General features: G+C 67.5%; 13 protein-coding genes. 5 read left to right on the top strand and 8 right to left on the bottom strand.

Translation table 11 applies throughout. The annotated features are described in order from the left end of the window. Positions 1-35: 35 nt before the first annotated feature. On the bottom strand, positions 36-1571 hold the full coding sequence (locus ASPHE3_RS06610; protein ID WP_254362994.1) for a YibE/F family protein: 1536 nt from the start codon (positions 1569-1571) through the stop codon (positions 36-38). A gap of 85 nt (positions 1572-1656) precedes the next feature. Here ASPHE3_RS06610 and ASPHE3_RS06605 point away from each other — a divergent pair, with 85 nt between their 5' ends. Continuing rightward, a complete protein-coding gene (locus ASPHE3_RS06605; RefSeq protein ID WP_013600456.1) occupies positions 1657-2412 on the top strand; it encodes an alpha/beta hydrolase in 756 nt (251 codons plus the stop codon). Between the two features lie 104 nt (positions 2413-2516). Here the strand turns inward: ASPHE3_RS06605 and ASPHE3_RS06600 are convergent, their stop codons facing one another. From ASPHE3_RS06600 to ASPHE3_RS06590, 3 genes are all read right to left on the bottom strand, one after another. Next, entirely contained in the window at positions 2517-3551 is a 1035-nt protein-coding gene (locus tag ASPHE3_RS06600) for a GNAT family N-acetyltransferase (protein WP_013600455.1), read from the bottom strand. A 2-nt stretch (positions 3552-3553) separates the two neighbouring features. Then, a complete protein-coding gene (locus tag ASPHE3_RS06595) occupies positions 3554-4939 on the bottom strand; it encodes a glycine--tRNA ligase (RefSeq protein ID WP_013600454.1) in 1386 nt (461 codons plus the stop codon). 159 nt (positions 4940-5098) lie between these two features. Further along, complete coding sequence (locus ASPHE3_RS06590; RefSeq protein ID WP_013600453.1) at positions 5099-6103, bottom strand: DMT family transporter; 1005 nt, start codon at positions 6101-6103, stop codon at positions 5099-5101. Between the two features lie 33 nt (positions 6104-6136). Between ASPHE3_RS06590 and ASPHE3_RS06585 the strand changes: the two genes are divergently transcribed. Continuing rightward, complete coding sequence (locus ASPHE3_RS06585) at positions 6137-6364, top strand: RNA-binding S4 domain-containing protein (RefSeq protein WP_013600452.1); 228 nt, start codon at positions 6137-6139, stop codon at positions 6362-6364. Between the two features lie 49 nt (positions 6365-6413). Here ASPHE3_RS06585 and ASPHE3_RS06580 read toward each other — a convergent pair whose 3' ends face one another. Beyond that, positions 6414-7064, bottom strand: a complete 651-nt coding sequence (locus ASPHE3_RS06580) for an alpha/beta hydrolase (protein ID WP_041652007.1) — start codon at positions 7062-7064, stop codon at positions 6414-6416. A gap of 79 nt (positions 7065-7143) precedes the next feature. Between ASPHE3_RS06580 and ASPHE3_RS06575 the strand changes: the two genes are divergently transcribed. Together ASPHE3_RS06575 and ASPHE3_RS06570 are read left to right on the top strand one after the other, a co-directional pair. Then, complete coding sequence (locus ASPHE3_RS06575) at positions 7144-8001, top strand: SGNH/GDSL hydrolase family protein (RefSeq protein WP_013600450.1); 858 nt, start codon at positions 7144-7146, stop codon at positions 7999-8001. A 111-nt stretch (positions 8002-8112) separates the two neighbouring features. Next, positions 8113-8637 carry a hypothetical protein gene (locus ASPHE3_RS06570; RefSeq protein WP_013600449.1) on the top strand — a complete coding sequence of 175 codons (525 nt, stop codon included), beginning with the start codon at positions 8113-8115 and terminating at the stop codon, positions 8635-8637. 5 nt (positions 8638-8642) lie between these two features. Here the strand turns inward: ASPHE3_RS06570 and ASPHE3_RS06565 are convergent, their stop codons facing one another. Both ASPHE3_RS06565 and mmsB read right to left on the bottom strand, forming a co-directional pair. Then, the gene (locus tag ASPHE3_RS06565) at positions 8643-10127 is read right to left on the bottom strand and encodes a CoA-acylating methylmalonate-semialdehyde dehydrogenase (protein ID WP_013600448.1); all 1485 of its coding nucleotides are present in this window, start codon (positions 10125-10127) and stop codon (positions 8643-8645) included. A 29-nt stretch (positions 10128-10156) separates the two neighbouring features. Then, positions 10157-11059: a 3-hydroxyisobutyrate dehydrogenase gene (gene mmsB / locus ASPHE3_RS06560; RefSeq protein WP_013600447.1), complete on the bottom strand. Its 903-nt coding sequence runs from the start codon at positions 11057-11059 to the stop codon at positions 10157-10159. 135 nt (positions 11060-11194) lie between these two features. On the opposite strand from mmsB, the gene ASPHE3_RS06555 reads away from it, so the two are divergent. After that, entirely contained in the window at positions 11195-12094 is a 900-nt protein-coding gene (locus ASPHE3_RS06555; RefSeq protein ID WP_013600446.1) for a LysR family transcriptional regulator, read from the top strand. A 69-nt stretch (positions 12095-12163) separates the two neighbouring features. On the opposite strand, the gene ASPHE3_RS06550 is transcribed toward ASPHE3_RS06555, so the two are convergent. Further along, complete coding sequence (locus tag ASPHE3_RS06550) at positions 12164-13282, bottom strand: alcohol dehydrogenase catalytic domain-containing protein (protein ID WP_013600445.1); 1119 nt, start codon at positions 13280-13282, stop codon at positions 12164-12166. Positions 13283-13289 lie beyond the last annotated feature (7 nt).

The raw sequence follows: 13289 nt of genomic DNA, 5'->3' as shown, positions 1-13289 counted from the left end.
GCTGCCGCTTGGGCGGTCAGCCCCGGTCAGCCCGGTCAGCCCCGGTCAGCCCGGCGGCCGCGGCGTGTGGGCAGCTCCCCGTCCCGTTCTTCGCCTGCTGGGCGTGACCGCCGGGCCAGGGCCGCAGCAGCCAGCGAACCGGTGTCCTCCACGCCCGGCTCCTGAACTGCGTTGCCTTCTTCGCCGCCGCCGCCTGGTCTGGACGCACCCGCACGGAGCCGCGTGCCGCCGTCGTCCGTTTGCTTCAGCTGCCCTGTGGAAGGTTCTGCTTCGTGTGCCGCCGGCGCCGCCGGCAGGCCCGCCCGGACGCCGGTTGCCTTCACTACGAGGACCGCGATCAGCGTGGTGACCGGGATGGCCAGCACCAGGCCGATGGATCCGACGAGGGTCCGAATGACTTCCTCCGACAGTTCCGCGCTGGTGAGCGTGTCAGCGAGCGGCCGGTCATAAAGCATCACGATGATGAGGATGGGCAGGGCCGCGCCGGCGTAAGCGAAGGCAATGGTGTAGACGGTGGAGGCAATGTGGTCGCGGCCGATCCGCATGGCCGAGGTGAACAGCTTCCGGGCACTGCTGCCGGGAGCCAGTTCGTACAGCTCCCATACGGCGGAGGACTGGGTGATGGTTACATCGTTCAGCACACCCAGCCCGGAAATGATGAGTCCGCAGAGGATGACTCCGGAAATTGAGATGTTCGCCGAGGTGTTAACCAGTGTGGTGGCGTCGTGGTTGCCCACCCCGGCGAGATTCGCCGCGCCGGTGGCCCAGGCGGCCAGGAGCGCCGTGATCCCCAGCCCGAACATCGTTCCCAGGAGCGCGGTGGACGTCCGGGCAGAGAAACCGTGGGCGAAGTACAGGACTCCGATCATGATCACCGTGGACCCCACCAGCGCCAGCAGCAGCGGAGGCTTTCCTTCCACCAGCCCGGGAAGCATGAAGCCGGCCAGCACGAAGTAGGCGCCCACCAGCCCGATCAGTGCGCGCAACCCCCGCCAGCGGGCCACCGCGATCACCACCGCCGCGTACAGCAGCGCGAGCAGGACTATCGGCAGGGTCCGCACGAAGTCCACGAAGATGAAGGCCGGAGAACCCTGGGACGCGCCGGCGCCCTGGGCGTTGGACAGGTTCAGGTAGCGGATCTGGTCCCCGGGTTTCACCCCGTGCGACTTGGCGACGTCCGGGTTGATGACCACGTTGACCGGGCTTCCGCCCTTGTCAGGTTCCGTCAGGGCGAACGTGCATTCGGATCCCTGCTGGCTTTGCTGGCCCTGCTGGTTTTGGGACTGCCCGCCGTTGCCCTGCTGGGCCACACCCTGCATGCAGTTGTCCGTCTCCACGCTTTGGATGGTGCCGGTGTCGAAGGTGACGCCAGGAGCGGCGGAGTAGGGGTTGGCCAGCGAAATGCCTTCCTTGCTGCCCGACGGCCAGAGCATCGCCATGCCCGCGAGGGTGAGCAGCGTCAGTGGAATCAGGACTGCCGCCAGGATGCGGTTTGCCTTCCGCCGGGCAGCCATCGCCTGCGGCGACGGCTCCGAATGACCTGTAGAAGCGTGGGAGTGACCGGAGCCCATCAGCAGTAGAACCTCATACAGTGAACTCTACGTCCGGCGCCGTAGGGTTGATAAATAGATCGTTGGGGACTGGGAGGTACCTGGCATGGCCAACAGCAGTACTGGGAAGAACGGTGGATCGCGTCCTGCAGGGGCATCTGCGGCTCCCCGCGAGGCAGTGCTGAGCGTCCTGGGCCCGTCCGCTCCCACCCGGGGCGTGGTCCTGGTCCTGCACGGCGGCAAGTCGCAAAGCCGGGAACCCGTCGAGGCACGGCACCTCAGTCCGGCAAGGATGGTGCCGTTCGCGTGGGACCTGCACCGCGCCGGCCGGAAACACGGGCTGGCAGTGTGGTCCCTGCGCAACAGCGTCCGCGGCTGGAACGGTGCGGACATGGCGCCGCTCCACGATGCCCGGTGGGCTCTTGCACAGATCCAGGAGCAGCACCCCGGCGTGCCCGTGTTCCTGGTGGGGCACTCCATGGGCGGCCTCACCGCCCTCTGCGCCGCTGACCATCCCGCGGTGGAGGCCGTCGTCGCACTGGCTCCCTGGCTCAGCCCTGCAACGCCCGTCTCCGGGGTGGCGAGCCGCAAGGTGCTCATTGTCCATGGCACCACGGACAGGTGGACCAGCCCCGCGGCGTCGCTCATGTTTGCCCGGCGGGCAGCAGGCAGCGCCGCCAGCATGCAGTACGTGGCACTGAAGGGGGCGGGACACTTCATGCTCCGAAAAATCCGGTTGTGGCAGTCCCTCACCACCGGTTTTGTGATCAAGGCCTTTGCCGAGAGCATCGACGCGGACATCGCCCTGCCCCGGGACTTCGGGCGGCAGCTCCCGGAATCAGCCGTCCAAGTGACCCTCTGACCCCCGGCCCCGGCCCCCGCCGGACTCCCCCAACTGGGTAGCGCTAAGTGTCGTTTTGGGCCCTCAAAACGACACTTGGCGCTACCTGGTTGGCGCCGGCGGGGCTAGTCCGACACCACCACGGTTTCCGGGCCGGCGAGCCGGGCCTTGCCGCTTTCCAGCAAAGGCTCGACGGCGGCGCGCAGGGCGGTCATCGAGTCATCCAGTTCCAGCATCACCGGGTGCTGGTACGCGATGAGGGCAAGCATGTCGCGGACAGCCTCGGCGGCGTCGTCAGCTGCGAGCGCCGGTTCGTGGCCGACGAACACATCCGTAGGTGTTTCCGGCCCGGCAGCTTCCTGCCCGGGTGCCGCGTCCGGGTCGGCCGGCGCCGCGTAACTCACGGCGAAGGCGCGGATCCGGCCCTTCCTGCTCGGCGCCACCCCGGAACCGAAAGCCGATTCGGGCCTGGCACGGAGCACGATGGCGCCATGGGCACCCGTCAGCTCATCGAGGAACAGCCGCTGCACCTGTCCCACGGACAGCACACCGGGAGAATCCCAGTCGTGGATGGAGGTGTAATACCTGCCCACAACGTCGGTGAGTTCCACGGACCCGGTGGCGAGGTCCATCACCACGTCGGAGCCCGCGTTTTCATCGTTCGCCGGCCCCCCGCCGTCGTTCGTGGCAGGGAACACGGGCAGCCGAAGGGCGCCCGGCTCCACGACGACCAGCCGGGAGCGCTGGATGGGGGCCAGGCCGAAGTGCTCGGCGAAGGCTGCGCCGGCCGAGCCGGGCTCAACCTTGGCCCGGAGCGCGGAAACGCCCGACGGCGACTGTTCGGCTTCGCGGCGCAGCATGGTCAGCAACGTGGCGCCGATGCCCGAACGGCGGTGGTCCCGCGCCACCTCGATGTAGGTCCACAGCCGTTCCGGGTGCAGGGATGCCTCGTAGACCACCCCGGCGGCAACGGGGATGCCCACGCCGTCCACCACGTCCTCGGCAACGATGCAGCGCCGCCACGGCGTGCCGCCGGTTCCGTCGGTGGACGGAGCCAGGGCACCGCGGAACTGGCGGGCCTGGTGGGTTTCCGGGTCGCCCCAGATTTCCAGGAGCGCCAGGTCGTCACCCTCGCGCCATTCGCGGTATTCGATGGCCATGGCTAGGCGCCGATCAGGCGTGCGGCCAGGTAGCCCTCCACCTTGTCCAAGGAGACGCGTTCCTGGCTCATGGTGTCCCGCTCGCGGATGGTCACGGCCTGGTCCTCGAGGGTGTCGAAGTCCACGGTGATGCAGAACGGGGTACCGATTTCGTCCTGGCGGCGGTAGCGGCGGCCAATGGCGCCGGCGTCGTCGAAGTCGATGTTCCAGTTCTTGCGCAGCTGCGCGCCCAGGTCCTTGGCCTTCGGGGAGAGGTCCTCGTTGCGGCTCAGCGGCAGCACGGCAGCCTTGACCGGCGCAAGCCGCGGGTCAAGCTTCAGGACGGTGCGGACGTCCACGCCGCCCTTGGCGTTGGGAGCCTCGTCCTCCGTGTAGGCGTCCACCAGGAACGCCATGAAGGAGCGCGTCAGGCCGGCGGCGGGCTCGATGACGTACGGGATGTAGCGCTCGTTGGTGGCCTGGTTGAAGTAGCTCAGGTCCGTGCCGGAGGCCTTGGCGTGGGTGGAGAGGTCGAAGTCCGTGCGGTTGGCGATGCCCTCGAGCTCGCCCCACTCGGAGCCCTGGAAGCCGAAGCGGTATTCGATGTCCGTGGTGCCCTTGGAATAGTGGCTCAGCTTCTCCTGCGGGTGCTCGAAGAACCGCAGGTTCTCCTCGCGGATGCCCAGGCCGGTGTACCAGGCCATGCGCTCGTTCATCCAGTATTTGTGCCACTCTTCATCCGTGCCGGGCTCCACGAAGAACTCCATCTCCATCTGCTCGAACTCGCGGGTGCGGAAGATGAAGTTGCCGGGCGTGATCTCGTTGCGGAAGGACTTGCCGATCTGGCCGATGCCGAACGGCGGCTTCTTCCGGGACGTGGTGAGGACGTTGTTGAAGTTGACGAAGATGCCCTGGGCCGTTTCGGGGCGCAGGTAGTGCAGGCCTTCCTCGCTGGCCACCGGGCCGAGGTAGGTCTTGAGCAGGCCGGAGAATTCCTGCGGCTCGGTCCACTGGCCGCGGGTGCCGCAGTTGGCGCAGGCAATGTCCTTCAGGCCGTTCTCGGCCGGGCGGCCCTTCTTTTCCTCGTACTCTTCCTCGAGGTGGTCGGCACGGTAGCGCTTGTGGCAGGAGAGGCACTCCACCAGGGGGTCGGAGAAGACCTCCACGTGGCCGGAGGCTTCCCAGACCTGGCGGGGCAGGATGACGGAGGAGTCCAGGCCCACCACGTCCTCGCGGCCGCGGACCATGGACTGCCACCACTGGCGCTTGATGTTTTCCTTCAGTTCGGCGCCGAGGGGCCCGTAGTCCCAGGCAGAGCGCGAACCTCCGTAGATCTCACCGGCCTGGAACACGAAGCCCCTCCGCTTGGAGAGGGAAATGACCTGGTCGAGAACGGATTTTGCTGCCATGGGGGTAACTCCAATTTCTACAGGGCCGCTGGGTGCGGTCCGCGGTTTTCAGGCCCTGCCGGAACCGGCGGCAGGATGCCGTGGCTGCCGGGCGGGGCGGACGAAGGAAAAATGCGAAAGCTGCGTGTCCTAGCCTACCGGCCGCTGCCGGACCGGGTGCTACCTGCGCAGGGCGCCGCGCGGCCAGGGCAGGGTTGCCAGGACTATGGCGGCAAGGGTCAGGACGGTGCCAAGGACAGTGGCCGGGGCCACCACGCTGCCCGGCGCCGGCAGCACCACGTCCAGGGCCAGCGAGCCGAGTAGCTGCCCGGCGATCATCCCCAGCCCGGTCACCAGGACGCCCAGGCTGCGGACCAGCAGCGCCCCCAGCCCGATGAAGATGCAGCCCATGGGACCGCCCACGTAGTACCACCACTCCCCCGGCAGCGGGTTGCCGGGACCCGCCACGGCGACCTTGACGGCGTAGGCCACCCACAGCACCGCGCAGCCGGCAACGAAGTTGACCAGGGTGGCGGCGATGGGCGTCCCGTAGTGGACGGTGGCGGTCCCGTTCATGGCCTGCTGGAAACTCATGAGGAAGCCCGCCGCCACCGGCAGCAGGAGGGGGACCAGGAGTGCCGCCGGGCCGCCGTCGGGACCTGCCCCGCCGTCGGATCCCATACCGGGCGAAGCTCCGGTGAACCGGGGCGAAACTGCCCATGCCACGGCGGCGATGGTCAGCAGGCACCCGATGACGCGGATGCCCGTCACCGGTTTCCGGCCCGCGGGTCCGATGCCCAGCCGGTCCACGATCAGCCCGCTGACGGTCTGGCCGGTCACGGTGGCGACGGTGAACAGCGCCACGCCGAGGATGCCCACCGTGAAGGACTGCGCGAAGACGAAGAGCGCGCCGATGCCGCCGGCCAGGACGTAGATCCGGGGAAAAGCCCGGCTGCGGACCGCCGGGAGGATGCTGGCCAGCCCGGCGCGGCCGCGCGGCAGCAGGAGCGAAATGAGGATCATGACCACCAGGCCTGTGCTGAAACTCACCACGGCTGCGGCGATGCCGTCATCAAGGCGCGTGCCGAGGGCTCCGTTGATACGGCCCTGGACAGGAATGGCAAGTCCCGCGCCCACCGCGAGGGGAAGGCCTGCCAGCAGCGGCAGGCGGGGGCTGTGGGTCATTGAATCCACCTTACGTCAGGCATCATTGCTTCTATGAGCAATGTTGAAGAGATCACCATCCGCGACAGCATGATCCGCCTGGGCCAGCTCCTGAAGCTCGCCAACCTGGTGGAAGACGGGGTGGAAGCGGCAGAGCTCATCAAGAACGGGCTGGTCAAGGTCAACGGTGAAATCGACGACCGGCGCGGCCGCCAGCTCCACAACGGGGACACCGTCACGGTCAACAACCAGACCGTGCGCGTGGTGGCGCCCGCAGCCTGACCCTGCCGGGCGGACCGGCCGCCCAAGCCGCCGCCCGCCGTCGTCCGTCCTACTTCTTGAGGACCTCGTGGGTGAGGAATTCGCCCACGTGCCCGATCTCCTGCTGGTTGATCCCGTGCCACATGCCCGTGTACAGCACCTTGGTGAGCTTGACGTGCTTCCGGACCCAGCCCATGGTGTATTCGATCTTGTCCGGGGTGATCACCGGATCCTGCTGGTCGCGGCCCCAGAACATGGGGATGGTCCCGTCCAGCTCATCGTCCCGGAAGGTCGGGTCACCGCCGGCATCCACCACGAAGCCTGAGAGTCCGACGACGGCGGCGAAGTCCGTGGGGCGCTGCCGCAGGAGCGTGGTGGCCATGGCCATGCCCATGGAGAAGCCGAGCAGCGTCACGGACGGATGGCCCACCCGGATGGCGTCGATCCAGTCCAGCACATAGGACGAGGCCGCCTTGACCCGTTCCAGGGAGTAGTCGATGGACGCCGTGAGCGGGAACCAGGTGAACCCCGGCCCCATGGCGATCGGAGCCCGGACCGACGCGACGGCGAAGTCCCCCGGCAGCAGGTCAGCCAGGCTGAGCAGGTCCTGCTCGTTGGCCCCATATCCGTGCAGCAGCACCAGCAGCGGCTTGCCGTCGCGCTGGTCCTCGGGATGGGACCACAAAACAACAGGGGCAGGAAATACTTCGGCTTCAGTCATGGTTTCCATTCTTACCAGTTACTTCGAGGTAACAACCTACGTTCGCGTAGCCAGAGAGGCGGAAGGCAGGATAGGGACCGTGACTGAAGCAAGTGCCATCGAGACCTCGCCCGCGCATCCCGGATCCCACCCCTGGACCCGCTACGTGGCGATGGGCGATTCCTTCACGGAGGGCATCGGCGACCCCGAGCCCTCGAGCCCGGGCGGGTTCCGCGGCTGGGCTGACCGGGTGGCGGAGGAACTGGGCCGGACCCAGCCGGACTTCGCCTACGCCAACCTGGCAGTCCGCGGCAGGCTGCTGCAGCAGGTCGTGGACCAGCAGCTGGCCCCGTGCCTTGCCCTGAAACCCGATCTTGTGACCCTCTCCGCCGGCGGCAACGATCTCCTGCGTCCCGGCGGAGACCCCGACGTCCTCGCCGAGAAGCTCGATTCGGTGGTGCAGATCCTGGCCATGGGCGGCGCCACGGTGGTGCTGTTCAACGGACCGGACACCGGCTCCTCGGTGCTGGGCAGGATCCGCAGCAAGGTGGCCATCTATAACGAGAACCTGCGGACCGTGGCCGCGCGCCATGACGCCGTCATCGCCGACATGTGGTCCCTGCGGCAACTGGGCGATCCGCAGATGTGGGACCAGGACAGGCTGCATTTCTCCCCGCTGGGGCACCACACCATCGCAGCCATGGTGCTCGATTCGCTGAACGTGGAACACACGCTGGAACCACTGCAGCCCAAGCCGCTTCCGCCACGGAACTGGCGGGAAGCCCGCTCCAACGACCTCGTGTGGGCGCGCCAGTACTTCGTGCCGTGGGTGCTTCGACGGTTGCGGAACCAGTCGTCCGGAGACGGCATCGCGCCCAAGCGTCCGACGCCGGGTCCCGTCTTTGGAGCAGGCGTTCCCTTGGGCTCCGGCGAGGGACCGTTGGGCACGGCAAGCTAGCCACGGGCCACCCGGCGCGGTGCGGAGGCGGAGTGCCGTGCTGCGGACAGTGGAACGGGCGCCTTGTCCCGGGCGTTTAAGCTGGAGGGACACAATTGAGAGGCGCGGCACGTGAATAACCTGTTTTTCTGGATCATCATCCTGTCATTCGTTATACCGATGGCCCTGCGGATGTACCGGAAGTCCGTAGCCCGCCGAAACCATGAGCAAAGCTTCCAGGGACGGTACCCGGAGCAGTTCCCCGGCGGCGGAACCTACCCGGGTTCCAACCAGTTCGGCTCGGCCGGCCCGCAGAGCAAGCAGCCCCGGGACGGCTTCACCCAGCAGGACTATTTCAGCGGTGGCTTCCGTGAGCTCGGCCGCCCCCAGCCACTGCCGCCCGGGGAGCCCCTGCCGCCGATCCAGCCGGTTCCGCCTTTCCCCCAGGACCAGCAGTATCCGCCGTACGGGCAGCCTCAGCAGGGCCCCCGCGAAGAAGCCCCGCAGCAGCCCGCTGCCCCCGAGACTCCCCCGCCGCCGTCGGCCCCGCAGGGCTACCGCGCCCGCAAGCTGGCGGAACTGGACCAGCAGTACAGCAACGGTGAACTGTCCGTGGAGGAATACATGACCCGCCGCGGCGAGATCATGAACGGCTAGCCACCTTAATCCACCTGCGGGAAGCCCAGGTCGATCACGGATGTTGACGGATCCGGCCACCGGGTGGTCACCACTTTGCCGCGCGTGTAGAAGCGGATGCTGTCCGGGCCGTACATGTGGGTGTCGCCGAACAGGGAATTTTTCCAGCCGCCGAAGGAGAACGTGCCCACCGGCACCGGGATGGGGACGTTGACGCCCACCATCCCTGCCTCCACATCGAATTCGAACTGCCGCGCCGCGCCGCCGTCGCGGGTGAAGATGGCCACGCCGTTGCCGAACTCGTTCCCGTTCACCAGCCGGACCGCGTCACTGTACGTGTCGGCCCGGACCACTGACAGCACCGGGCCAAAAATCTCATCGTCGTAGACCTTCATGCCCGGCTTCACATGGTCCACCAAACTGACGCCGAGGAAGAAGCCGTCCGAATCGAACTGCTGCCTGCGCCCGTCCACCACCACAGTTGCACCTTCGTCCTCCGCCCCGGCGACATAGGACGCCACGCGGTCCCGGTGCTCGGCCGTGATCAGCGGCCCCATCTGCGACGCGGGATCCGTGCCGGGACCGATCTCCAGGTTGGCCATCCGGCTCTTGATCGCCTCCACGAGGTCGTCGGCAATGCTGCCCACAGCCACCAGGACGCTCACGGCCATGCAGCGTTCACCTGCTGACCCATATGCGGCTGAGACGGCCGCGTCAGCGGCCATGTCCAGGTCGGCGTCCGGCAGGACCACCATGTGGTTCTTGGCTCCGCCGAGCGCCTGGACCCGCTTGCCGTGGTCGGCGGCGCGCTTGTAGATGGACTGCGCGATGGGCGTCGAACCCACGAAGCTGACGGCCTTTACGTCCGGGTGCTCCAGCAGGACGTCCACGGCTTCCTTGTCACCGTGGACCACGTTCAGCACCCCGGCCGGCAGTCCGGCTTCGGCAAAGACCTCCGCAATGAAGACAGCCGGCGACGGGTCTTTCTCACTGGGCTTGAGCAGCACCGTGTTGCCGCACGCCAGGGCGCTGCCGATCATCCACAGCGGCACCATGGCGGGGAAGTTGAACGGCGTGATGCACGCAACCACCCCCACCGGCTGGCGGACCGAGTGGACGTCGACGCCGCTGGAAACCTGCTCGGAATGCTCGCCCTTGAGCATGTGGGACAGCCCGGTGGCGAACTCGATGTTTTCCAGGCCGCGCGAGATCTCCCCTTCGGCGTCAGAAAGGACCTTGCCGTGTTCGCTGGTGAGGATCGCGGCGAGTTCGGATTTCCGCGCGGTGAGGATTTCGCGGACCTTGAAGAAAATGCTGCTGCGGCGGGCAAGGCTGGTGGCCCGCCAGCCCGGCAGGGCTTCCTTTGCTGCCGCGATGGCCTCTTCCACGCGGGTGCCGGAGGCCAGGACAACGCGCTTCTCCTGCGCGCCGGTGGCCGGGTTGAAGACGGGGCCGAACCGCTCGGCGTCGCTGATCCGCCGGCCGTTGATGTAATGGGGAATGGTCTGCATTGGATGCCTCTTTCAGGGTAAGGAGGGAGCTATTCGGCGGTGCGGAGTGAGCCGTCCACCAGCTTGATGATCATGGAGCAGTCCTTGCCCGCCTCCCCGGCATCGATGAGGCGTTGGAACAGCTGCTGGACGTGCTGGCCGATCTCGAGCGGCGTACCGGTGTCTTCGGCGGCGCTGATGGCCAGGCCGATGTCCTTGTTGGCCAGCTCCGTGGTGAAAGTGGGCGCGAAGTCGTTGTTTGAGGCGGCGGTGTCCACGACGCCCGGAACCGGGTACCAGGTCCGCAGTGCCCAGCTGTCGCCCGAAGAGACCGAAGCGATGTCCCAAAAGACCTGCTTGTCCAGGCCAAGCCGGTCGGCCAGCACCGCGCCCTCGGCGGTTGACGCAAGGTTGATGAACAGCATGAGGTTGTTGCAGATTTTCGCTGCCTGGCCCGTGGTGGCGCCGCCTGTCGGAATGATGTTGGCGGCCATGGGCCGGATGTACTCCGTGGCGTCGGCCACTGCACCGTCCTCACCGCCCACCATGAAGGTCAGCGTCCCAGCCTTTGCTCCGCTCATGCCGCCGGAGACAGGCGCATCAACGAAGCGGTAGCCGGCGGCAGCAGCGGCGTCGTGCAGTTCCTGCGCGGAGGCTATATCGATGGTGGAGGAATCCACCAGAAGGGTTCGCGTGTCGGCGTGGGCCAGGACTCCGTCCGGCCCCTGGTACACGGCCTTGGCGTGCTCGCCCTTGGGAAGCATGGTAAAAACGACGTCCGCTCCCTCCACAGCCTCCGCAATGCTTCCGGCGGGCTTGACGCCGCCGGCCTCAGCCGCCGCCAGGGCAGCCGGATTGAGGTCGAAGCCGCGCACCTCGTGCCCGGCCTTGGCGAGATTTACCGACATGGACCCGCCCATGTTGCCCAAACCTATCCAACCAATTACTGCCATGGCATTAGCTCCTTTGCTTTGTCTCCGACCGGCGGCCGTAAGGTCCTGTGTCCACCCTCACACCCGGCTATAGTGCAATCAAGGCAAAAAATCACAGATGGCATGTGCACGGATGCACATAGCTGGAAGGCAGGAATGGCACAGCTACCGAGTCCGGACGACTTGCTGATTCTGCTGACGGTGGCCCGGCTGGGGCGTTTCAACGCCGTGGCTGAGGCGCTGGGCACAACGCACACCACCATCTCGCGCCGGATCCTTGCCCTCGACAGGCAGTTGGGCGGCCGGACCCTGGAGCGCAGCCCGCACGGGTGGGAACTGACGGAGCTCGGCGCTTCTGCCATGGCCGCGGCGGAAAGGATCGAGGAAACACTCGGTTCACTGGCCGCTGCCACCAGCCAGGACCGGGACGCCCTGTCAGGCATGGTGCGCATCAGCACCTCGGACGGTTTCGGCGCTGAATTCGTGACGCCGGCGCTGGTCCGCCTGCAGCAGCGGCATCCACTGCTGAATGTGGAGATGTTGAGCGCCACACGCAGGGTCAGCCAGAACCGCTCCGGCGTGGACCTCGAGGTGGTGGTGGGCCGCACCGACGTGAGCAACGCCCAGGCCATCTTCCTGACCAACTACTTCCTCCGGCTTTACGCCAGCCCCGCCTACGCGGCGGAGCACGGCTTGCCGGAAACACCCGACGGCGTGGGGCACCACGGCTTTGTCTCTTACGTTGAGTCGGCGCTCCAGGTGGCCGAGCTGGGGCACCGGTCCTCGCAGCTGCCGATGCCGAAGTCCAGCTTCCAGGCCACGAGCATCTTTGCCCAGGTGGAGGCCGTGCGCCAGGGCGCCGGGATCGGGCTCCTGCCGAACTTCATGGTGGCGCGCAACCCGGAGTTCGTTCCGGTGCTCCCCGAGGCGTTCCAGCGCCAGGTCCCCATCTGGGCAGTGGCACGCCCGGAGTCGCTGCGGTCCGCCCGGGTGCAGGCCGTGATCGGGGCGCTCCAGCATCAGGTGGCGGAGCGCCAGGATCTGCTGGCTGCCTGAGGCTGTTAGGACGCTGGGCTGCTCGCGGTCTGGCGTTGAATGCCCGGGATACCGGCCGCCGGACCGGTTTCAGGCCTGGAAAAGCCGCCTCACCACCTGCCCGGCGGCGAGCGCATCGAGGCCTTCGTTGATCTCCGCCAGCGGCCTGGTGTCAGTGTGCAGCAGCTCAACCGGGAGCTTCCCCCCGCGCCAGTATCCAAGGTAGAGGGGAATGTCCCGCTCCGGTACGGCGTCGCCCATGTATGAGCCCAGCAGTCGCTTGCCTGCGCCGGCAAACTGCAGCGCAGGCACCGTCAGCTCTGCGGAGGGGTGCGGCAGGCCGACGGAGACCACCGCGCCACCCCTTGTCACCTGTCCTAGACAGGAGGCCATCACCCGGGCCGAGCCCACGGCCTCGACCGCGATGTCCACCCCGTCTCCGGCGGCTTCCGCGATCAGGCGCGCGGCGTCCTCCGGGGTTCCCACTGAGGTTGCCCCGCACTTCGTGGCAAGTCCGTGCTTGGCAGTGTTGGGATCAATGGCAATGACGGCGGAGGCACCGGCGAGCGCGGCCGCCATGACGGCCGAAAGCCCCACGGCGCCGAGGCCGAAGACGGCAACCGACTGGCCTTCCCGGATGTCGGCCGTGTTGAGGACGGCTCCCATTCCGGTGAGCACGGCGCAACCGAACATGGCCGCGACTGTGTCGGGAACGTCGTCGTCGATCACCACCACAGACTCGCGGGCAACCACCGCGTAATCCGCGAAGGCGGACACCCCCAGATGGTGGTTGATCCGCTCCCCCGCCGGAGTGCGCAGCAGCGCCTCGCCGTGCAGCAGGTCACCCGAGCCGTTGACGTCGGCGGCCCGGTGGCAAAGGGCAGGCCTCCCCGCCCGGCAGGCCCGGCAGGAACCGCAGCTCGGAACGAAAACAAGGACCACGTGGTCCCCCACTGCAACATCGGTGACGCCATCACCCACTGCCGCCACCCGCCCCACGGCCTCGTGCCCCAGCGCCATGGGAAGCGGCCGGACACGGGATCCGTCCACCACTGACAGGTCTGAGTGGCACAGGCTGGAGTAGGTGATGGTGACCCCCAGCTCGCCGGCGCGGGGCTCGGGACGGCTGAGCTCCTGGATCACCAGGGGCTGCGCCTGGGCATAGCTGGTCCCGGAAGGAACTGTGGAGGAGAGGACTGCTGCGCGCATGGGTTCC

Origin of the sequence: Pseudarthrobacter phenanthrenivorans Sphe3, from assembly GCF_000189535.1 — a bacterium.
In the GTDB taxonomy this organism is placed as follows: Bacteria; Actinomycetota; Actinomycetes; order Actinomycetales; family Micrococcaceae; genus Arthrobacter; species Arthrobacter phenanthrenivorans.
Note: the sequence above shows the minus strand (reverse complement) of the source record. Positions and strands in the feature narration are given on the sequence as shown.